The sequence below is a fragment of the Novosphingobium sp. DS6-6 genome (genome assembly GCF_057784975.1).
In genome coordinates this window covers 88,074-110,024 of sequence record NZ_JBYNTS010000003.1, presented here as the reverse complement: position 1 = coordinate 110,024, position 21,951 = coordinate 88,074, and the positions used below count along the sequence as shown (strand labels likewise).

The 21,951-nt window shown below is 60.3% G+C and carries 19 protein-coding genes; 3 read left to right on the top strand and 16 right to left on the bottom strand.

Annotated features, from left to right (window positions below; translation table 11 throughout):
* Window positions 1-6: 6 nt before the first annotated feature.
* The 4 genes from AC3EDY_RS04685 to AC3EDY_RS04670 form a co-directional block, all read right to left on the bottom strand.
* Entirely contained in the window at window positions 7-795 is a 789-nt protein-coding gene (locus AC3EDY_RS04685) for a WecB/TagA/CpsF family glycosyltransferase (RefSeq protein WP_488571316.1), read from the bottom strand.
* Window positions 796-832: 37 nt separating this feature from the next.
* A complete protein-coding gene (locus tag AC3EDY_RS04680; protein WP_488571315.1) occupies window positions 833-1,999 on the bottom strand; it encodes a nucleotide sugar dehydrogenase in 1,167 nt (388 codons plus the stop codon).
* Between the two features lie 93 nt (window positions 2,000-2,092).
* Window positions 2,093-3,589, bottom strand: a complete 1,497-nt coding sequence (locus AC3EDY_RS04675) for a phosphomannomutase (protein WP_488571314.1) — start codon at window positions 3,587-3,589, stop codon at window positions 2,093-2,095.
* A 125-nt stretch (window positions 3,590-3,714) separates the two neighbouring features.
* Entirely contained in the window at window positions 3,715-4,566 is an 852-nt protein-coding gene (locus AC3EDY_RS04670) for a glycosyltransferase (protein ID WP_488571313.1), read from the bottom strand.
* A 424-nt stretch (window positions 4,567-4,990) separates the two neighbouring features.
* Here AC3EDY_RS04670 and AC3EDY_RS04665 point away from each other — a divergent pair, with 424 nt between their 5' ends.
* On the top strand, window positions 4,991-6,151 hold the full coding sequence (locus AC3EDY_RS04665) for an acyltransferase family protein (protein WP_488571312.1): 1,161 nt from the start codon (window positions 4,991-4,993) through the stop codon (window positions 6,149-6,151).
* A gap of 88 nt (window positions 6,152-6,239) precedes the next feature.
* Here AC3EDY_RS04665 and AC3EDY_RS04660 read toward each other — a convergent pair whose 3' ends face one another.
* On the bottom strand, window positions 6,240-7,304 hold the full coding sequence (locus AC3EDY_RS04660; protein WP_488571311.1) for an acyltransferase family protein: 1,065 nt from the start codon (window positions 7,302-7,304) through the stop codon (window positions 6,240-6,242).
* Between the two features lie 38 nt (window positions 7,305-7,342).
* Entirely contained in the window at window positions 7,343-8,611 is a 1,269-nt protein-coding gene (locus AC3EDY_RS04655; protein ID WP_488571310.1) for a hypothetical protein, read from the bottom strand.
* Window positions 8,612-9,005: 394 nt separating this feature from the next.
* On the opposite strand from AC3EDY_RS04655, the gene AC3EDY_RS04650 reads away from it, so the two are divergent.
* The gene (locus AC3EDY_RS04650; RefSeq protein ID WP_488571309.1) at window positions 9,006-10,043 is read left to right on the top strand and encodes a glycosyltransferase; all 1,038 of its coding nucleotides are present in this window, start codon (window positions 9,006-9,008) and stop codon (window positions 10,041-10,043) included.
* 15 nt (window positions 10,044-10,058) lie between these two features.
* On the opposite strand, the gene AC3EDY_RS04645 is transcribed toward AC3EDY_RS04650, so the two are convergent.
* Both AC3EDY_RS04645 and AC3EDY_RS04640 read right to left on the bottom strand, forming a co-directional pair.
* Complete coding sequence (locus AC3EDY_RS04645) at window positions 10,059-11,243, bottom strand: hypothetical protein (RefSeq protein ID WP_488571308.1); 1,185 nt, start codon at window positions 11,241-11,243, stop codon at window positions 10,059-10,061.
* 13 nt (window positions 11,244-11,256) lie between these two features.
* A complete protein-coding gene (locus AC3EDY_RS04640) occupies window positions 11,257-12,714 on the bottom strand; it encodes an oligosaccharide flippase family protein (RefSeq protein WP_488571307.1) in 1,458 nt (485 codons plus the stop codon).
* 414 nt (window positions 12,715-13,128) lie between these two features.
* On the opposite strand from AC3EDY_RS04640, the gene AC3EDY_RS04635 reads away from it, so the two are divergent.
* Window positions 13,129-14,067, top strand: coding sequence for a glycosyltransferase family 2 protein (locus tag AC3EDY_RS04635; RefSeq protein ID WP_488571306.1), 939 nt, complete (start codon window positions 13,129-13,131; stop codon window positions 14,065-14,067).
* 55 nt (window positions 14,068-14,122) lie between these two features.
* Here the strand turns inward: AC3EDY_RS04635 and AC3EDY_RS04630 are convergent, their stop codons facing one another.
* The 8 genes from AC3EDY_RS04630 to AC3EDY_RS04595 all read right to left on the bottom strand — a co-directional run bounded on the left by AC3EDY_RS04630 (window position 14,123) and on the right by AC3EDY_RS04595 (window position 21,719).
* Complete coding sequence (locus AC3EDY_RS04630) at window positions 14,123-15,328, bottom strand: tetratricopeptide repeat protein (protein WP_488571305.1); 1,206 nt, start codon at window positions 15,326-15,328, stop codon at window positions 14,123-14,125.
* The gene (locus AC3EDY_RS04625) at window positions 15,321-17,498 is read right to left on the bottom strand and encodes a GumC family protein (protein WP_488571304.1); all 2,178 of its coding nucleotides are present in this window, start codon (window positions 17,496-17,498) and stop codon (window positions 15,321-15,323) included. The genes AC3EDY_RS04630 and AC3EDY_RS04625 overlap by 8 nt, the downstream gene beginning before the upstream one ends.
* A 67-nt stretch (window positions 17,499-17,565) precedes the next feature.
* Complete coding sequence (locus AC3EDY_RS04620) at window positions 17,566-18,273, bottom strand: polysaccharide biosynthesis/export family protein (protein WP_488571303.1); 708 nt, start codon at window positions 18,271-18,273, stop codon at window positions 17,566-17,568.
* On the bottom strand, window positions 18,261-18,395 hold the full coding sequence (locus AC3EDY_RS04615) for a hypothetical protein (RefSeq protein ID WP_488571302.1): 135 nt from the start codon (window positions 18,393-18,395) through the stop codon (window positions 18,261-18,263). The genes AC3EDY_RS04620 and AC3EDY_RS04615 overlap by 13 nt, the downstream gene beginning before the upstream one ends.
* A 275-nt stretch (window positions 18,396-18,670) precedes the next feature.
* Window positions 18,671-19,693, bottom strand: coding sequence for an NAD-dependent epimerase (locus AC3EDY_RS04610; protein WP_488571301.1), 1,023 nt, complete (start codon window positions 19,691-19,693; stop codon window positions 18,671-18,673).
* A gap of 93 nt (window positions 19,694-19,786) precedes the next feature.
* Complete coding sequence (locus tag AC3EDY_RS04605) at window positions 19,787-20,389, bottom strand: LptA/OstA family protein (RefSeq protein WP_488571300.1); 603 nt, start codon at window positions 20,387-20,389, stop codon at window positions 19,787-19,789.
* Window positions 20,390-20,414: 25 nt separating this feature from the next.
* Window positions 20,415-21,068, bottom strand: a complete 654-nt coding sequence (lptC, locus tag AC3EDY_RS04600; RefSeq protein ID WP_488571299.1) for an LPS export ABC transporter periplasmic protein LptC — start codon at window positions 21,066-21,068, stop codon at window positions 20,415-20,417.
* 30 nt (window positions 21,069-21,098) lie between these two features.
* Window positions 21,099-21,719 carry a ribonuclease D gene (locus AC3EDY_RS04595; RefSeq protein WP_488571298.1) on the bottom strand — a complete coding sequence of 207 codons (621 nt, stop codon included), beginning with the start codon at window positions 21,717-21,719 and terminating at the stop codon, window positions 21,099-21,101.
* Window positions 21,720-21,951 lie beyond the last annotated feature (232 nt).

Sequence of the window (21,951 nt, the reverse complement as noted above, 5' to 3'; positions counted from 1 at the left end):
CCAGCGTTACGCCGTTGCAGGGGGGTAAACCGGCTTGAGCTTGCGCCCGGCGAGAATACTGGCCAGAAAAAGGGCATCGCCGGCATAGCGCGGTAGCAGGCGGCGAGGCTCGCTGAGCATCCGGTGCGCCCATTCCAGGCTGAGTGCACGCATCCAGCGCGGCGCGCGCTTCTTGTGCTGCGAGGAAAAGTCCAGTGCCGCGCCAACGCAGAAGATATGCGCTGCAGGCAGATCGCCGAAATGGCGCGAAACCCATATCTCGGATTTAGGCGCGCCCACGCCCATGAACAGATGGGTCGTCGCCAGGCTGCGGATCCGCTCCGCCATTGCCTGGCTGTAAGCCTGATCGTCCTGAAAGCCGTAGGGTGGGCTTTCCACCCCGATAGCGGCTGGATCGAAACCCCGTTTGACGAGACTGGCTTGCAGGGATTGCGCCGCCGCAAGCGAGCTGGCAACGAAATAGGGCCGGTCGATGCCGGGCCGCAGCCGCTCCAGGAGCGCGGGAAACAGGTCTGCCCCGGTCACGACCGGCAGGTCGTGCCCGGTCTGCAATCGCGCCAGCATCCGGATAGGCCGTCCGTCCACCGTCACCATGGCGGCGCGCGAATAGGCTTCGCGGAAATCGGAATTGCTTTGCAGCATCCGCAGATGGTTGACGTTGCAGGTGCAATAGAGCCGGGGCGTAACGGCCGGACGCAGGGCGATCGCCACAATGTCGTCCAGCGAACGTTGCCCGAAGGCCAGGCCATAGCGCCGATACAGGGCTTCGCCGCCGCTCACCGTCAACGAACTCATGTCCATCGCTTGCCCCCTTGCCAGCTTGATTTTTCGATCAGTCCCAGCCGAACAAGTCGCGGGTAAAGACCTTGTCTTCCACGTCCGCCAGTTGCTCGGTGCGTCGGTTGGCAATGATCACGTCGCATTCGGCTTTGAACGCGTCGAGATCGCGCACCACGCGCGAGCCGAAAAAGCGGTCCTGGGTCATTACCGGCTCATAGATGATCACTTCGATGCCCTTGGCCTTGATCCGCTTCATGATGCCCTGGATCGAGGACTGGCGGAAGTTGTCGGAGCCCGCCTTCATCACCAGGCGGAACACGCCGACCTTGCGCGGCCGGCGGGCGATGATCTGGTCTGCCAGGAAATCCTTGCGCGTGCTGTTGGCATCGACGATCGCCCGGATCAGGTTTTGCGGCACGTTGGAATAGTTCGCCAGCAACTGCTTGGTATCCTTGGGCAGGCAATAGCCGCCGTAACCGAAGCTGGGATTGTTGTAATGCATCCCGATGCGCGGGTCCTGGCCCACGCCTTCGATGATCTCCCGGGAATCCATCCCGCGCGCCATGGCATAGCTGTCAAGCTCGTTGAAAAAGGCAACCCGCATTGCGAGATAGGTATTGGCGAAAAGCTTGATCGCCTCGGCCTCGCGCGCGCCGGTAAACAGGATCGGCACGTCCTTGCGCACCGCGCCTTCGCGCAACAGCTCCACAAAGATGCGCGCCCGTTCGGAACGATCGCCCACGACGATCCGCGACGGATGGAGATTGTCGTACAGCGCCTTGCCTTCGCGCAGGAACTCGGGGCTGAAAATGATCTCGTCGCTGCCCAGCCGGGCGCGCATGCTGTCCACGAAACCCACCGGGATAGTGGATTTGATCACGATCGTGGCAGTCGGATTGATGCCCAGGGCACGGGCGATCACCGTTTCGACCGACGAGGTGTCGAACATGTTGGTTTCGACATCGTAATCGGTGGGCGTGGCCACGATCACGAAATCAGCCCCGGCAAGCGCTTGTTCCGCATCGAGCGTGGCCACCAGATCGAGCGGCCGATCGCGCAGGAATTGTTGCAGTTCCGCATCGACGATCGGAGCCTGCCGGGCATTGAGCTGGTCCACCCGTTCCGCCGAAATGTCCACGGCGACGACCGTGTGATTCTGCGCCAGCAGGACGGCGTTGGACAGGCCGACATAGCCAAGCCCGAAAACGGCAATCTTCATTCAGCGTTACTCATCTGATCGGCCCCGGCAACGCGGCACCTTTCCGCCGCGCCGCCGGGCCAGTCAATGCAAAAGCGCTCTGGCCAAAAGCGTTCAGGCCGGCACGGCCAGCGTGCGGACGAGATCGAGCGCCTCGCGATTGAGGCCAGCGGCGCGTTCGGGCGTGGCGCTTTCGGTATAGACGCGCAGTTCGGGCGCATTGCCGCTGGGCCGCAAGTGGATGATGTCCCCATCGGCAAAGGTCGTGCGCAGGCCATCGGTGGCATCGACGCGCGCGGCGGCTCCGGCCAGCGTGCCGAACGTCTGCGTCAGGCGCGCCAGGATATCATGCTCGCTGCCCTGCTGCAGGCTGGCGAGCAGTGCCTGGCTTTGGCTGGTTGGATAGTTCTGCAGGCGCTCGCTGGCGGTATAGCGGGCGGGCAGTTGCCCCTGCAGGGCTGACAGGCTGAGCCCGCGCGCGCGCGCGTCGGCAAGCACCGCCACCATCGGCAGCACCGCATCGCGCGTGGGCAGGGCCGCCAGAACATGGCCGTCGCGGGCGATGTCGCTGCCCAGGATGAACCCGCCGTTCGCTTCATAGCCGCAAGCGCGCGCGCCGCCGGCCAGCAAGGCGTTCATCGCCTCGATCACGAACGGAGACCCGATGCGCGTGCGCTGCACGGTGCCGAACAGGCCCGAAAGCTCCAGCGCGGAATTGGAGCTGACCGGCGTTGCCACGGCCTCGATCCCCAGCGCCCGCGCGCAGAGGATGCCCAGCACGTCGCCCCGCATCCAGGCGCCGGTTTCATCGGCGAGCAGCGGCCGGTCCGAATCGCCGTCGGTGGACAGAATGGCATCGAGCCCGTGCGCGGCAGCCCATTCGGCGCCCAAGGCCACGTCCTGCGGCCGCACCGCCTCGGTATCGACGGGGATGAACGTGTTGGAACGGCCGAGCGCCAGAACCTCTGCCCCCAGGGCACGGGCGATGTCGAACAGCGTGTCGCGCCCCACGGCGGAATGCTGATAGATGCCAAGCTTCAGACCCTTGAGCGCGTCCGGCCCGAAGAAATCGGCATAGCGCGCCAGATAAGGTGTGGCGGCATCGGCGAGTTCGGGCATCGCGGGCGGGGCGGCCAGCATGCCCTGGGCATCGAACAGCGCCTCGTCCACCGCCACGTCCTGCGCGCGGATCGCCAGTTCGTCGCTTTTGAGCACTTCGCCGTCGGCCCGGTTGAACTTGATGCCGTTGCGATCGTCGGGAATGTGGCTGCCCGTGACCATTAGCGAGGGTATGGCCCGTGCAAAGCCATGGGCGGCGACGGCAGGCGACGGCACGAAGCCGCAGTTGACCACGACACCCCCGGCATCGCGCACCGCCGCCGCGCAGGCCGCCATGATGCGCGGGCTGGACGGTCGCAGATCGCCGGCGATCGCCACGGCCGTGCCCGGGCGGAACTGCCCTTCCTCCCCCATGTGCTGAAGGAACGCGCGGGTATAGGTGTAACACACGCGATCGGTCATCGCCGTGACCAGGCCCCGCGCCCCGCTGGTGCCGAAAGCGACACCGGAACTGGCCATCAATGCGGAAACGGAGAGGGTCTGCATCGTCATAGGTCCTCGATCTTGTTCGCGTTCGCAGTCACGGCTGCGCGGGAGAGTGGGTGCCGGCAGAAAACGTTTCAATATCAGCGTGAAACTTCGTCACCTCCAGCAATAGCAGGTTCATTTCCGCTCGGTCAAAGCTGCGCAAAGGCGGCTGCTGCACGCTCGACCGTAAAGTTCTTCATCACTGTCCCCGCCTTCTCCAGCCGCATGGTGACCTCATCCGGGCCAAGGGAAAGCGCATGAGCCAGTGCGGCCTGGATTTCTTCGGGCGCCAGCCCGCAAACCAGTGCCGGATCGATCTGCTTCATCAACTCGGCGCTGCCGCAGAATTTCGACACGACCGCCAGGCGCCCGCGCATCAAAGCCTCGTTGACCACCAGCCCCCAGGGATCGATCACGGAGGGCAGCACCAGCACATCGATCGCATCGAAAAACGCCTCCAGCGCCGGGCCCGAAACATAGCCGTGCACATGCTCGTGCGGCGCGGGATCGGACACGGCATGACCGGCCAGGTGCAGGCGAATGCCCTGCTCGGGCACGGTGACAACCAATGCGTTCATAGCTGCCCGCAGCGAACCGACATTCTTGCGCGGCACGCTGCTGCCCAGGAAACCGAACCGCCTTAGCGACCGGACCGGGCGTGGTGGCGGCGCATCGGCCGGGGGTGGCGGCACGACCTGCGGGATGCGGCGGATCGTGCCTTTGAAACCCAGCCCGCGCAGATAGCGGTCCGACATGGCAGACCAGCTTGCCGCTGCGCCGGCAAAGCGCAGCAAGGCGCGGGAGGTGAGCGTCTGGTAAAGCTGCTTGCCCCGACCCTTCGAGGGATCGGGGATATGCTCGACCCACACGTACGTACGCTGCGCGATCCGACTTACCGCAGGTGCGAACAGCAGCATGGCAATGTTGGTGGGATTGTTGTCAACCAGCACGGCAACTTCCGCTTGCGAGGGAAGTTGCAACTTGCCATTGGGCAAGATCATCTTAGCAACTTGTCGGGTCGGTACCCGAATCGCACGGTAATGCACCGGAACTTCCTCGGCCCATTGCCGCCCTTCGTCGCTAGCCGACTGCATATAAATCACCAGCAATCGGCGCATCTTGCCAAGCTCTTCGAAAATAGCATGGCGACTGGGCGAAAAATAATTCTGAAATACCAGGATATCAACCGCATCATTGGGGTTGTCACTCTGGCGCATGCATCACCCGTCGCTGGCCGCTGGCTGTTCGCAGCTATATAAAGACACTTGCCGCATTGCAACATCTTGTGCGGTCAGGGTCCTAGCCGCTAAAGGCTTGACCCACGGGGCGCTGCGATGCAACATTCGTTAGTGCCGTGAGCCGCTGGCCGGCGATCGGATAGTCCGCCCTGCCAGCACGCGACGATCAGGGGAAGGACGCTAGCAAATGCAAGAGACATCCGCGGCCTATGCGCCTAAGCTCGGCGCGCGCTATGAAGCTCTTGACGGCTGGCGCGGAGTGGCCGCCCTTTGCGTTGCGGTGTTTCACTTTCAAGTTGCGAGCCATGTGTATTTCCTGCCTTTCGTGCGCAACTCCTATCTGATGGTTGACTTCTTTTTTGTCCTCTCAGGTTTTGTTATTTCACATGCTTATTATCGTAAGCTGGACAGCGAGGGCGCATTGCCGCTTTTCCTATTCCGGCGGGTGGGCAGAATTTGGCCAATGCACGCAATAATGCTCGCTGTTTTTGTAATCGCGGAAACGACTTTATTTGCATTGCACAGCCACATTGGAAATGTGCTGCCCCGCCCGCCTTTCTCCGCTGATCGTACACTGGCAAGCATCCCAACAAATCTTCTGTTATTGAACGGCGTCAGCAGTTTCCAGTTTGGAACGTGGAACGGACCAAGTTGGAGCGTGAGCGCGGAACTGTGGGTCAATCTCGTTTTTGGCATTTGCGCTGTACTCTTGCCTAAACGCGGTATGTCTTTGGTTGCTTTGATGCTGGTAATCGGCAGCGCAGCGGCACTCGCTGTGCTTTCACCAACTTACCTAGACTCCAAAGACGCTTTCTCCATTCCGCGCTGCGCCTACGGATTTTTCTTGGGGTTCTTTGTATGGAAGGCGATCTCACAAGGCCGATATAAGCCTGCTGGATCGATGCTTTGGACAGTTTTAGAACTGTCTGTAGTAATCATAACATGGATCATGATATCATACATCGACATAAGCATTTGGCAGATGTCTTTACCAGTTATTTTCGCAATATTTGTTTACATATTTGCAAATCAATCAGGTGCTATATCAAAAATTATGGAAAATAATTTTTTTCTTTTATTGGGAAAGCTATCTTATAGCATATACATCATGCACTTTTTTGTTGCTTTCTGTCTTTATAATATCATTCGAGTAGGTGGAAAACTTTTCCATTTTCAATCGACCCTGCCAGGCACGCAACTAGCGTTGATCCAAAGCCCTTACATCATGGATTTTATAACTGTCGTTTACCTTCTGGTGCTGTTGCTGGCCGCGTACCTCGCTAACAAATATATTGAAGCTCCAGCGATGCAGTGGGTCAACGATCGCGCTAAACGCTTGCTCAGCTAGCCCATGACCAAAGGCTGTCGCAGACCCAGTAATCCTATCTTGGGCTCTACCCAGAAAAAAGCGCGAAGATCGACCCACGCAGGCCGCCTTAAAGGCTCGCAACATCTGATGAGGTTCGTCGCCTTCCCAGAAAGCGAGCAAGCTTGTGTGAAGGCCATTCGACGAGGCGATAAAACACCCACGCCCCTGCGAAAATCGCCAATAGCTTACATATCCATAGCACGATAGGCGAACTCATGCGAAAATGTTCTTCTATGATCGTGAGCATGAATCGATGGGTGAGATAAATGCTATAGCCTGCAAGCCCAAACTTCTCAAAGACCGAATGGCGAGATTGCGCAAATCCAAAACTGGTTTCGGCTGCCAGCCAATAAATACAAAATAGTCCGAAGAACCAAATTGTCCAGGTATAACCAATAGCGACATTTCCCAAGTGAGTGGCCAAGATCGTTGAAATCAAACAATAGAAAACTGCAGTAAATCGAAAAAAGTAAATAGGGATATTTGACACGGCCTGAGAAAAGTATGCTCTATGCTCGGCAAGAAGGCAACCAAACAGCCACAAAGGAAGACAGAACAACCAGTTTAATTTCGTTCTGAAAGACCATAGATAAATATAGTCATAATGAGTTGCTATCATTGCAATAGATATCAAAAAGGAAAAAAGAGTTAGCCTCACAATACCCATTTTCTTGACTAATGTAAAAATAAATGGGTATATAGCGTAGTATATTATTTCAGCATATACCGACCAAGTTACATCTTCTAATGCTGAAAGATAGGTTTCCCCGAAAAAATAAGATATGCAATATATTGAGAGCAATGGAATTACAATTCTTACTCCTCGCTTAATCCAAAAGTTCTTTCTGTCGATAGAACTCTTTCCCACGTTAGCGCCGTGGATGAGAAATCCTGATATTACAAAGAATACAGCTACTGCAGCTGTTCCATTGAAAACGGTTTTCGACAGCAGGAAAAGCAGTTTCTCCAACGGCCCCTCGGGGTTCACGTAGGCCGCTATCGGGAAATACGCGCCGTGAGAGAAGGCCACCCACATGGCAGTAAAAAAGCGCAAGGTGTCAAGGCCATACACTAAGCGTGACGGCGTCACCCCATGATCCCTGGTCAGATCTTCAGCAGTATCAGACGCCAAGTTTACCCCCAAAACATGAGGCTGATAGGATAGAGATGTTATCGTGATCCAAAATGCAACTGCGATAACCGCGCTCGAGCCGGTTTTGCATGAGCCTTAACGACTAACGACCTAGATATTGAACCAGGCCAAGACGCTACACCGACTAGATAACCGCATAAGCTTGCAGCTTTTATCGAAAATACGGCGGCGCCAAACAAAAGCATGGTCGTCAGGTAGATCGCAATCATTGAAAAAAACGCAACATTTGATCCTTTGCCCCTACTTATGCCGCCGCAGTACATAAATATACCTAAAAATAGCCCAGCCAAGCCAGCACTTTTAACGAGATATAATATTCCGGTATCACTAAGATTATCACTATCGACATTCCCAATGATAATTTGCCACACGCTAAATTGCTTTAAACCGTCGAACGTTATCGAGAGACGTTGGATCGTGTCGCCCAAATGATCTCCTGAGACAGTCAGGTATACAAACCAGGCCGCGGTCATTACGCCGATAGGGGCAAGCCAGATCGCGGCAGCAGGCCAGCGCAGGCGTGGCAACAGAACCAGACTGCAAAGGAAAATGAGCCCGGAAGCCGCACGTGAATCAGAAAACAGGGCCAGCAGCAAGCAGACGCCGATAGCCCCCAAGCGGACGAACAGCCGTCCGTTGTAAAGCGCCGCGTAATAGATGGTCATCAGGACCGCGAAATAGCCAAGAGACAGCGGTTCAAGGAATGGCCCTGAAACACGATGGTCCACCAGCGAAAATATCGATCCCCCCCCGCGATAGGCGCCCGCGTAGAGGCCATCGCGCGAGGCGTCGGTAGCGCCATGGCCCGCAACCCAATCTCTGGTTGCCATGAAAAAATCGCCGGGGCTAACGATGCGCGTGAACAATGAGGGAAGCAACACCTCAACCCCAACGACCAGCACGACCGCCCCCAACAGCCAGTGCATCCAATCTGCCTTAATATTTCGCGCAGATTTTCCGACCATGATGTATAGCGGAATTATCAGACAATCATAAAAGGACTTCGCATTAAAACCATTGATTGCTGCGCCAAGAATCAACAAAAGCAACAGCACGCCCAGCGCATTCTGTTCCGCTGCCTTGAGCTTGATCGGGTTGGCAAAAATCAACGCGCCGGAGGCCAAGGTCATCAGAATCTGGATGACGACCACCTTGCTGTTGTTCATGCCGATGCCGTTAGCATTGGCAATCGCCAGGAACATGTTGAGGAACATCGAGGTGACGACCGCCAGATAACAGTGCCACGCATGTTTGGCGGCCGCATTTTCCGACAGGGCCGCTCGCACTTTCCGCCGCCGCCTGCGCACGGGCGGCGCCCATGGCTGGCGCCCGGGTGGCACCGCGGCCGCCGATGCCGTGGATAGGGCGGCAGGAAACGGGCGTCTAGCTGGGGATTTCATCCGAACCGCGGTTCCCTGTATGATCGTCCGGCAAGGCACCGGCTGTTGCTGCAGCGCCAACCATACCGGCGCCAGTGTAGCAGAGGCAAGCGCTAGTCGCCAACGCCGGCCCGGTTTTGCAGCACGAAGCGCCGCAAACGGCTCTTTCGTTCCAAAGCGATAGCGATGGAACCGCTCATGGCAGAAGCAGAACCGCTGGTACGCCCCGCCCGAGATTGTTGCGTCGCAGCGAAATTGTCGGCACAAGGTTTGCGCCCCTGACTCGCTTGGACAAGCCCCCGTGACTATCGCCGTCGATCTTGTTCTGGCCACGCGGCCCAATGCCTCTACGGGCATCGAGCGCTATGCCATCAACCTGTTCCAGGCGATGCGCCGGATTGCGCCCGATGCGATCGCCTTTGTCGATGCGCGGGCCGCCGTCCCGACCGGGCCGGGCGTCGTGCGTGTCAAAGGCGGGTTTCGCGGCTGGCTGTCGCTGCCGCTGTCGCCTTCCTGGCGCCGGGCACGGGTCGAAGCCGTGGTCTGCCCGGCTTTTCCGCCCAGCCCGCTGCTGCTTGCCATGCGGGTGCCGGTGTTGCGGATCATCCATGACGATTTCCCGTGGACCCGGGGCCAGGCGATGAACCTGCGCGGACGCGCCCTGTTCAAGCATGCCGAAACGGCCATGGCACCGTTCTACAAAGATGTGGTGGCGCCGACCGCGCTGATGGCGGAAAGCCTTGCCGCGATCCTGTGCCGGCCAGTGGACGTTATCGGCAACGCGCCGGGCATCGATCTGGCGCTGGCGCCGGCACCGGCACGATCGCTGCCGGGGGTGATCGCCGTCGGCACGGTCGAGCCGCGCAAGAACTATGCTGCGGTGCTGACCCTGGCCGATGCCCTGCCCCCACCCTGGACCGTGCGCGTCGTCGGCCGCCAGGGCTGGGGTGATGTCGCGGCCGGCTGGGAAAGCCAGGTGGCGGCGCGCGCCGGGCGGCTGGAATGGCACGGACATGCCCCGGACGATGCGCTGCTCGCACTCTATCAGTCGTCCACCTGCTTCGTTTCGATGTCGCTGGCCGAAGGGTTCAACATGCCCTTGGTCGAGGCCGGCAGCCTGGGCCTGCCGATCGTATGCAGCGATATCGCGATTCACCGCCAGGTGGCGCCGCCATGGGCGCGGTTCGTGCCGCTGTCCGTCGCGCCGGCAGACCTGGCCGGCATCGTGCAGGACGCAGCCGCGCATCCGCCCGCGGCCGCGGCCGTGGATGCCTATCGCCACAAGTTCAGCTGGGACGGGATTGCGCAGGCTGTGGCGGCGCGGATCCGGGCCTTCTGAACCCAGATTGCAGGGTCAGCCGCGCCCCAGCACGCCCTGGCAAGACGCGTCCAGCCGCGCACGTGCCGCGGCGGCCTGCTCGTGAATCGTGGCGGTGACGATCCCGGCCATGTCGTCCCGCTCGATCAGCTTGGCCACATGGCCGGCCGTGGCCGGGATGGCGAGCGGGTTGGCGATATGTTCGCGATAGAGGTAATAAGGGGTGGCCCCGTACTGCGCGAACAGGATTTCCTTTTTCTTGTCGCCCAGGGTGTGGGCCACATGCTGGCTGCCATAGCCGAGGCAGACTGCGGGAATGCCCAGGTTCCAGGCGTTGACGCACAGGTGATAGGTATCGGTCAGCACGAACTTGCATTCGAGCAGGCTGTGCAGCAGTTCGCGCGGCAGGGGCGGCAGGCGCCGCGCCGGAAAGCCGAAGGCGCGGGCCAGCGGCAACTGGCGCGGGGCCGAATCGACCCATGGGATCCACTGCGCCTTGCACCCGATATGCCGCGCCAGCGCGCGGGCCAGCGCAAGGGGCTGGGCGATCCATTTGGCCCGGCCGAAGAACACGCCCATCTTTTGGCCCGGCACTTGAGGAAAGGCGTCGACCACGCCATAGCGGACGAAATCCTGGCGCGAGAGTTGCAGTGCACAATCGCTGCCCAGCACGCTGCGGTCGCCACGCAGAGGCGATGACTTCATCTGCGACAGGGCATCGCGGAAATGGATGCCGCCGGCACCCGCGATCAGCCGCCGCAGGGCCGCGGCATAGCGCGCGTCGGACAGGTCGGCCGCACCGATGGTGATGATCGTTCCGCCGAAAACCACCACTTTGCTCAGGATGGCATCGCTCGCATCCTCGAGCATGAAGGCGCGATAGATCAGTTCGATAGCAGCCGCATGGCTTGCGCAGATGCCGTCCCGCACCAGCCATTTGGCCAGGTCCACCTCCCAATAGGGCTTGGAATGCAGAAAATCGCCCCAGAACACGATGAGGTCCGCCTGGCGCACATCTTCGATATGGTCTTGCAGCGGCAGATACTGCTGGTGCGTTTCCGCCGGCGTGTAACCCAGCTTATCGAGCGGGCCGAGCGCATAATAGGCGATCTCGTCCCTGGGATAGGCACTCTGGAAATAGGCATAGGCAGACAGGTCGACCGTATACATGCCCGTGTTGCGATTGGGCAAAAAGGCGCAGATGACGGCGATACGCGCCATGGACAGTCCTCCCTTAGCGTCTTGATTTGATGGCGGTGAACACCGTGATCAGGCGATCGCGGAACAGCAGCAGGGCAATGCCGCCGTAGAGCAGCAGCGTCAGCGTGGTGGCGGCCAGCGCCGGCCCCAGATGCGCAAGATCAAGTCCGGCAGCCCAGACGATACCGCTCACTGTGGCCACCACAACCAGGCCCAGCAGCGTGGGCAATGACAGCACCACATCGCGCGGCACACGGATTTCAGGCACAAGGCGCGTGGTCAAGAAGATCAGGATGCTGCCACCCAGAAAGCATCGGATGACAAACGCCATCCCTGCCGCCAGCACACCGAAATAGGCCCCCACCCAGATGAATGCGATGTTCAGCATCGTCTGGATCACGTTATTGAAGAACGCCAGCTTGGGGCGCCCGATCGCCACCAGATAAGTCTGCATCGGCACGACCACCGCGATCAGCGGCAGGGAAACCAGCAGGATGGTGATCATCTGCGCCAGATCAGGCCACTTGTCCTTGAATACCAGTTCGGCAAGATATAGCCCGGCAAAGGCCGACGCCACGAACGGCACCGAAGCGACCAGGCTGGTAATGCCGCAGGCGCGCCACATCGCTTCCATCGTGCGTTGCCGATCGCCCGCCATGCGCGAAAAGATCGGCAGCAGAGTGTTGTTGATGGGATTGAGGAACAGACTGACCGCCAGATCAAGCACCGTGCGCGCCAGGCGGAACACGCCGGTGGCGGTGGGGCCGGCAATGAAGCCCACGATCACGTCAACCGAGCGGATGTTGATCTGGTTCATCGCGGAAAAGCCCAACAAGGCTGCGGAAAACCGCGTCAGGGCCTTCATGTCGGCCAGGCCTGACAAGCGCTGGGGCCGCCAACCTGCCGCGAAGATACTGATCGATGTGGAAATGATAGGAGCGACGGTTACCTGGACGACAATGCTCCAGGCGCCGAAACCCGTGACCGCCATGGCACAGCAGATTACGCCCGCAACGGCCTGACCCAACGTCTTGCGAACAGCCAGGACGCGATAGTTGAACGCGCGCTCCAGCAGCCCTTCGGCCACGACGCCGAGACCCGCGGCCAAAGGCGCCAGCGCCGTGGGCAGGATCATGAAGCACACCACCTCATAGCCGGGATAGAAGCGGATTGCGGCCGCCAAGGCAACGATGATCGCGGTTGCCAGCACCCCGAGCCACAGAAACAGGCTGAAAGCGGTATCCAGGAATGCTGGCGTCGCCTCTTCGCGCTGAATGACAAGCTGGTTGCCCGATTGCAAGGTTGCGGCCATCACAATGGCGGGCGCCGTTGCCATGGCGGCAATACCGAAATCGTGCGGCCCCAGAAAAAGGGCCGCCGTAAGCATGACTACGGTCTGGGTGAACCGTTCGGCCACGACCTGCAGCAACGACCAGATCGCGCCGCGTATGGCCAGTTTGGAATAGTTGATGTCGTGATCAGAACCGTCCAAGAGTCACCTTGACCGCAATCGCATGGCGCATAGATCGCCTGGCCCCATGCCGCTTCCTTGGCGTACAAAAATTTTTGCGCTGCAGCAAGCGCTGGCATGAGCCGCAACACGCGACCGCATAGCCGCCGTTTCGAAATGTTGCTGCCGTTCCCGTTTTATCCGAAACCTAAGCCATTATGGTTAAAGCTGTTTCAGCCATAACGCAACATCACGTTGTTTAACCGCAACGCGTTCTCATTCCCTTCGCTGCCTGCAGGCATTGGCCTTGGGCCCACGTTCTCCCCGTGCAAATTATTTCGCTATCGCAGCAAAAATCTTGTCCCTTGGCCCCCGATGGTGTTGGAATACCGTTGCAGCGCGCCGCGGGTTCCGACATCGCGGTTGCCACCGACACCGATAGACAGGGGATTTGGCATGACGACAGATGTTCTTGCACCCGAGCGTTCCACGGCTGGTGACAAGGTCGCCATATCGATCGTCATCTGTACCATCGAGCGTTCCGGACGCGAAGAACGGCTGGCCGAAGTCATCCGCAGATTGCAGCAGCAGGAAAAGGTTGATCTTGAAATCGTGCTGGTTTGGCAGGGTTTCGATCCCAAGCTGTTTCCGCGTTTCGATGGCGTGACCACGGTTATCACCGATTTGTGCAGTTCTGCCGAATCGCGGAACATCGGTGCCGATCACACCCGGCACGATCTGATTGCATTCTATGACGACGATGTTTTCCCGGTGGGGCCCGACCAGCTTTATCGCACGGCCAGGATGCTCGATGAGCGCGGCCTGGATTTCATTGCCAGCAATATCAAATCAGAAGGCGATGTTCAGTCCGCGGCCCCGATTACGCGGGATGTCGTTTTCGATTTCAGCAACATGCTCAACAACCTGTGGGAGCCGGGCCTGCTTGTGAAGCGCGAAGCGTTCGCTGCGACGCGGTTCGATCCGACGCTGGGCATCGGTTGCATCCACGGGTCGAGCGAAGGCATGGACTTCGGCTACCGGCTGCTGAAAGCCGGTTACAAGGGCCAGCGCGTTGCCTCGCTCTATATCGATCATCCGCCGCTGGACAGCAACGTGGACGTGAACATCGAACGCTATTTCTTCTATTCGATCGGCAACGGCGCCGCGCTGCTGCAACATGGCTATCGCTATGTCTATGCGCGCGCGATCTTCCGTGCGTTCGCTCGCCTGATCGTGTCGCTGCTCACCGGCAGGACGCCTCGCGCCAAGACTGCCTTTGTCCGCATTCTCTGTCTGCTCGCAGGCCCGTTTCTGCCGCGTCGCAATGCCCGCCTGTTGCCGCGCAATCATATCAAGGCCCCGGCCTACGTCTTGCCGCCCGCTGATCCCGCTTAAGCCAGGCTGCGCCTGCGGCATGTTCCGCCGTTCCAGGCCGAACGAAGCGTGCCGATCAGGGGTTCACGTGCTCGAGCTTGACGTCCGCAATGCGCACATCGACACTCGGCGCCAGCCAGAATACCAGCGGGCGCAGGCGGCAGGCGGCATCGAGGGCGATCTCGGTACCGACGCGGTCACGCGCGCCGGGAATCGGGGAAGGCGGCTGTGCCAGGCCCAGATCGTAAGTGCAGGCAAGGCTCACGCGCAGGGAACGCAATGCCAGTTTGCTCGCCCCCGGCATGGCCCAGGATACCCGGTAGCGCCCGGCCGGCAGCACGATAACCTGCTGCAGGACCGGCTGGGTCGAAGCACCGTTGACGCGCACGTTCAGTTGGCGCGGATTGCCGTCCGTCGCTTCATCCACCAGCATTTCGATATCGCCAGTCTCCGGCACCCGCCAACTGAAAAGCGACCCTCCCGACTTGCCATCCAGATTGAGGTTGGCAAAATCGCCATCGTGGACCAGCGAGGTTCCGGCATCGCACGATCGCGTCCAGACATCCTGGGCTTCGTCGACGCGTTCCGCTTTGGCGAGTGCCGAGACAAACCAGCCGATGCGGTCGCATCCAAAGGTACGCCGCGGCGTACGGCGGATGACATCGACCCGTTCGGCAAGGATTTCCGGAGGTGTATCGTCCTGCGTCATCAAAAAGGCGGCTTGCCAGGGGGCGCCCTTGGCAAAACGGTCGGCAAGCGCGGTCCGGCCCTCTACGCTCGCCGTCACCGCGTTCATGAGATCGTCGCGATTGGCATTGTCGGGAAATTGGCGCATCACGGCATCCAGCCGCTCGGCCGCTATTCGGGCATCGCCCAGTTCGAGCGCACGATTTATCCAGTATATCTGGGTAAAGACATCGCGCCACCCCATCGTGCCGGACACGCGAAAGGCGGCTTCGGCTTCATCACGCTGCCCAAGTGCCAGCCGCGCACGCCCCAGCGTGCTGATTGCGAAGGGATCTACCGGATCGGACAAGACCGCCCGCCGGGCCAACCGCTCTGCTTCGACCGGCTGGTTCAATGCCAGCGCATCGTTCGCCCGCATTCGGGCCGACATCGTGTCGTAAGGCCAGCCGACCAGGCCGCGAGTGGTACTCAGCGGATCGGTGGAAAGGCGGTCTGCGCCGCTGATCGCGGCAACAATGCCATAACTTGCCAATGCCAGCGCGCCGACGATGGAAGTCCACCGACGCGCCGCTGACCATGACGCCGTCTCAGCCATTGTTCTCGGGAACGTAGCGATAATAACTATAGCCGTAGTACTCGGAATAGCGGTTACCCGACTTGGACGCATCGAACATCGTCAGCACCGCACCGAGGATATTGGGATGCATCGTGCGCAGACGGCGCAGCGATGCCCGCAGCGAACCGCGGCGGCTGCGATCGGACTGGACGACCAGCACGACACCATCGACGATGGCGGACATCAGCGGCGCATCGGCAAGGCCGAGAACAGGCGGACTATCGAGGATGACCACATCGAACTGGGCACTAAGTTCCTGGAGAAGAGCGCCGAGGCGTCCGGAACTGATCAGTTCGGTCGGGCTGGGCGGAATTGGGCCCGACGTGACAACAAACAGGTTTTCGTTGTCGGTCGGGCGCAGCACGTCGGGAATAGCATGCTGCGCGGTCAGCAGGCTCGACATCCCCGCATCGTTGGAAATGCCGATAACGGCGTGCAGCGCGGGACGGCGCATGTCGACGTCGAGCAGAACGACTTTCCGGCCAAGCCGTGCAAGACCCTCGGCGATCGCAAGGCTGGTGGTGGACTTGCCTTCCGAGGGTTGTGAACTGGTAACCAGCAACGTGCGCGGCAGCCCGTTTGCGGTGGAATAGAGCAAGGCCCCACGCAGCGAGTTATAGCTTTCGCTGATGGCCGATTTGGGATCGGCCAGCGCCGCCGTGGGCGTCGTATCTTCGGCCTTGGGAATGACACCCAGAAGCGAGATACCCAGCTTTTCCTCGACATCCTCGGGAACACGCACCGCATCGTCGAGCTGGAAGCGGACAAGAATGATGAGACCCGAGAGCACCAGCCCCGCCAGCATCGCGATCAGCAGGTTATTGATCAGCACCGGAGAACTCGGAGCCCCGGGAACTTCCGCGGAATCGATGATCGAGATGTTGCTGGCGCTGATGCCGGCAGCTGCGTTCAGTTCCTTGTAACGTTGCAGGAGGCCATCATAGAGCGAGCGGTTGGTATCCGCTTCGCGGGCCAGAAGATTGTACTGCACCGAGCGGTCCTGCTCTGCGAGCGTCGAACCCTTGAGCTTTGCAAGGTCGCTCTCCAGCTGCTTTTCCTGGTTTACCGCGGCATCGTACTGCTGCTTGATCGAGGACCGAATGCTCTGGGCGACGGCGGTGATCTGCTGATTGATTGCAGCAACCTGGGCGCGCGCCTGCTGTACCGATGGATATTCCTCAAGATGGCGTGCGCGCTCGCGCTCCAGGTCCGACTGTGCGGTAGCACGGCTGGTCAAAAGGCTGGAGATCGAGGGATTGGCCAAAACTTCGGGCGCAGACAGCAAATTGGAGCCGGAAATGGCACGCCAGCGCTGCTCGGCTGCCATGCGGTTGACCTGCGCCTGGTTAAGGGCGGTATTGATCTGCAGCAGGCTGGACATCGTGACCGAACTGCCATCGCTGCTATCGCCGCCACCGCCATCGGGCGTGACCGGCGCGTTGGCATCACGCATGCGGATCAGGCCGACTTCGCGGGCGTAAGCGTTGAGATCGCGCTCCGACTGCTCGAGCTTGGCCTTGGCTTCGGCAAGCTGGCCGGAAATGAAATCGCGCGCATAGGCCGAGCTGTCATAGCGGCGTTGAAGGTTTGATTGAATGAACTCGTTGGCCCAGGCATTGGCGATCTTGGCCGAAAGCGCCGCGTCGGTGCTGGTAAAGCGGATCGTAGCAAGTCGCGAGGACGGTACCAGGTCGGCGAGGACCGCCTTGTCGAGCAGGTCCAGGGCATACTCCCGCTGGGCTTCGGTCGAGGTACCCGGCTTGGGCGCCTGCCCGCCCATCGCGACATAAAAATCGGGGTTGCCGATCAAGCGCAGACGCTGCGCCACCCGGTCCGCAATGGCCCGGCTGTTGAGAATGGCGATCTGCGTCTTGAGGAAGCGATCGGTGTCTTGCGGAGAAGCCGCCTCGGCCTGCGAAGGGTCCTGGTCGTTGCTCAAGACCTGCGCCGACTGGTTGTTGATCTGCACCGTGGCTTCGGCCGTGTAGCGCGGCGTCATCAGCAGCGTCACGACAAAGGCCAGCGCGATCGAAAGCGCAACGATGATGGCGATGATCAGCAGGTTCGCCCTGAGGATCATCAACAGCTTGCGCAAATCGAACGACGGCGTTTCCTCGTAAAGCTCGTCGAGGCCGCCATCACCATCCATGACGGAGCGCGACGCGTAATGATCAGCCGAAGCACTGTTTATAGATGTGGACACGGTACCGCCGATGTTAGAAGCGCAGAAGGAAGATGTTGAAGATCGGCGCCATCTGGATCACGTCCCGATAACCGGACTTCAACTGAGAGAAACCGACGACGACGACGTCGCCGCCAAGGATCTGTGGATCGGGGTCGAGGCCTTTGCGAATGCGGTTAAGGTCAAACCGCGCCACCATCCGCTTGCCGTTGACCGTCCGGAACACCATGGTCTCGTCCAGTTTGGCAATGCGCGTGGGGCTTTGCGCCATCGACACGGCGCCCAGGAGCGTGGTGGTGGAGTTGATCGGATAGGCCCCGGCGTGATTCACCTGCCCTTCGACGGAGACGAATTTGCCGGCGGGCGTGGTGACGTTTATGGTGACCTGCGGATACTTGAGGTACCGCGATCCGAGTTGCTTCTCGATAAGGTTCGACGCTTCCGCCGGGGAAAGGCCGCTTATCTTGACAGATCCCACCAAGGGAACCTGGATACGGCCCGCATCGTCAACGATCAGTTTGGCATAAGTGAGATCCGGTTCCCCCATTACGGAAAGGGAAATCTCGTCGCCCGCTTGGATGGGCGACACGTCGGGCATCCTGGCATCGGCGATGGACGGCGCAACTTTGTAAGCATCCACCCCCCCTTGCACCTCAGGCCCAACCGGTGTCGAAGCGCAGCCCGCAAGCATCGCGGACGCAGAAACCGCCACAAAGATGGTAGGAAACTTCACGAGTTCCATCGCTCCTGAAAAAAGTCCGGCTTCGCCATCTCGCACAACAGGCCGGCATGCGCGATTACCTTGAGCGTCGCGGCCAGCTTGATTGCAATCCCTGACAGGTCGATGCCAGTAAATGTTGCCATGCACAATACCATTCTACGAAGCCCCCGCCTTGATAGCGAGGCCCCCGCTTGCTGATGACCACCCGCATGCGGCAATGCCATCAGAATGTATTTAACTCCAAGAGCAATATGGCTTGATTGGCTGATTTCAGGCGCCGCTTACCGCCTCCCTGAGGCAGTTCGTCGCAAGTTTTGTGATGGTATTTAATGGCGAATGCTGCGCAACAGGCCTGCGCATTGCGGCGCAACCCTGGCGGGGTCCTCGGTTCCGATAAAGGCAACCAGCGACCGAGGCGTCATGCGGCATAATAGGAAAGATACCAATCGACAAATTGTTGCACCCCGTCCCTTACCGATGTCGTCGGGCGATAGCCCAGCCCGCGTTCTAGGTCCGACACGTCGGCGAACGTGGCGGGAACGTCACCCGGCTGCAAGGGCAACAGGTTCCGTTCGGCCTTACGGCCTAAAGCTTCCTCGAGCGCCTCGATATAGGCGGTCAGCTTTACGGGATCGTTGTTGCCGATGTTATAGATGCGATAGGGCGCGTCTGATGTCGCTGGATCGGGCTGCATCGGATCCCAATCCGGATTGGGTGCGGCCGGGCGGTCCAGGGCACGCACCACGCCCGCCACGATATCGTCCACGTAGGTGAAATCGCGGGTGTGGTCGCCGCGGTTGAACACGTTGATGGGCTTGCCTTCAAGGATCGCGCGTGCAAACAGGAACAGCGCCATGTCGGGGCGGCCCCACGGACCATAGACGGTGAAGAAGCGCAAGCCCGTGGTAGGCAGGCGATAGAGATGGCTATAGCTATGCGCCATCAGTTCGTTGGCCTTCTTCGTGGCGGCATAGAACTGCAACGGATGATCGGCGCCGGCATGCTCGCTGAACGGCATCGCCTTGTTGGCACCATAGACCGAGCTTGTGGAAGCATAGACCAGATGCTCCACCCCGCCATGGCGGCAGGCTTCGAGCACGTTGGTGAAACCCACGATATTGCTTTCGACATAAGCGTGAGGATTTTCGATCGAATAGCGCACACCCGCCTGCGCGGCCAGATTGATCACCCGGCGCACGTCGCCATGCGCAAAGGCACGCTCCACCGCTGCCCGATCGGCAAGGTTGGCACGGAAGAAGCGATATGAGGAACCGGTTCGCCCGGCCGTCTCGGCAAGGATCTTGAGCCGCGCTTCCTTGATCGCAGGATCGTAGTAATCGTTGACGACGTCGAACCCGATCACCGCATCGCCGCGTTCCAGCAAGGCCTTGGCCGTGTGAAAGCCGATGAAGCCTGCGTTTCCGGTCACCAGGATAGCCACGTCACGTCTTCCTTCTCCGGCGTCGGCCGCACTTGCGCGGATACGCGAGCGATAGCAACAAGGCGCAAGCGCCCGGCACTGCTGCCGGAAAGCTCAACTGGCTTTCTTCGCCACGTTGAACGTCCCGGTGACCCGGCCATCCGGCGCGGTGACCCCGTTGCCCGTGGCAGGGGCCGGAGCGCTGCCGCGCCCGTCGACGCTGGAAAGCCCGGTATTGAGATCGATGACCAGGCGGCCGCCATTGAGCGTATCCTTGCCACGCCGCAAGGCGACATTGCCGACCATCGTGATGATCCGCCGGGGGATGTCATAGACCGCGCTGCTGCCGCTTGCCCGCTGGTCGCCGCGCGTCACCACGACACCGCCAGCGGCATCGATACGCTGCACCTGAACCGTGCTCGCGTCGGTATAGGCGAGAGTCGTACGGGCCGCCTGGAGACGCAGGCCTTCCTGGGTGATATCGACATTGCCGGTCAGAATCACGCGCTTCTGCCGGTCTTGCAGTTCCATGCGATCGGCACCGAAATTGACCGGCGCGCTGGAATCATGCTTCCCCAAAGCCTGTGCGTCGAGATTGACCGCGCCGGCAACAAGCGCTGCCGAAAGAGCAAAGCCGGCGGCGAGCGACCGCAAGGCCATGACGCGGATGGGGAGGCGGCGTGACGCGGGGATCGGGGCAGGAAACGGGTCTGTCATCTGCTTGTCCTCTTCGTATCGCACGTCACGGCCTGGATGGCAGGGTCAGCCGGCCCTGGTCCATGCGCATGCGCGCATGCCCTTCCAGGGTGACTACCCGGTCGTCAAGGTCGGCACTTATGCGGTTGGCCGAAAAGGTGCCCGTCGGCAAGCGCCCTTCCACATACCCGTCGCTGATCAGACGGTGCCCGGAAAGATCGATCGATGCGCCCTGGGTGATCATGCGATAGCCGTCGGAACTTTCGAAATTGACAACGCCCGGCACTTTGATGAACTGCCGTCCGAAATCGTAGGTGCCCTGCTGAGTGGTGAGAATGGCAGGCCCATCCTTTAGCATCACGCGCGCGGTCACGTCCTTCATCTGGATCAGGTCTTGCGTCGCGGAATGCTGAACCGCGCTGCCGGCGGTGACGGAAAAAGCACGGCCTTCGTTGTCCGCCCCCCGATACATCGCACTCGCCACCCGCAAGCGATCCTGCACGATGGCGACTTTTGTCCGATCGAGCAGAAAGCTGATTTCCCCGCGCGGGGTCAACGGGCTCAGCACGAGAACCGCCATCAATGCACCGATCAAACCGGGCAATGTCACGGCCAGAACGCGCACGATGAAATCGTGCCGCCCGCCCGGCGCGGCGTTCTGACGGCGTTGATCACGAAGGCGGTCGGCCTGGACAGTCATGGCGATGGATCGGTCATGAACGCACCAGGATTACTCGTGGCTGAAGATATCGCGGTCGGCCCATCCGGCAATATCGAGCGAGGCCCGCGTCGGCAGGAAGTCGAAACAGGCCTGGGCCAGATCGGAACGCTTTTCCCGCGCCAGCCGTTCCACAAGGATGGCGTGGACACCATGCAGGTAACGCACATCCGATGCGGCATATTCCAGTTGCGCCTCGCTCAGCACGCCACCACCCCAGTCACTCGATTGCTGCTGCTTGGAAATCTCCTTACCCAGCAGTTCGCGCACCAGATCCTTCAGTCCATGACGATCGGTATAAGTGCGCACCAGCTTTGAAGCGATCTTGGTGCAGAACACCGGCGTTGCCATGACGCCCAGGTAGTGACGGATCGCGGCCAGATCGAACCGTGCGAAATGATAGAGCTTGAGCCGGGCCGGGTCGGCCAGCACCGCACGCAGATTCGGCGCTGCATAATCGCTGCCAACCTCGAAACGGACGAGATGCTCGTCTCCCTGCCCGTCGGAAATCTGTACCACGCAAAGCCGGTCGCGCGGCGTGATCAACCCCATCGTTTCGGTATCGACGGCGAGAATGCCCGGAGCCAGGAGATCGGCGGAGGGCAGGTCTTCTTCATGCAGATAAACGGCCATGCCCGCGTGCTTAGGCCCGTTCGATGCCAGCGGCAACCCCGACACGTTTCCCGCCCCCTTTTCAACGGCAAGACAATTGCACCAGCACCGGCGCTTTCCGTGGTGCAGCAAATTCAAGGTTGCCGCTCCATGACACGTGCACTAGGGTCTGTGTGCCAATGTTGCGGCCTGGCCCGACAGTGCAGTCAGGCGGCGCGGCATTCTTGGCCAGGTAATCGCAGCGTCTTCCTAC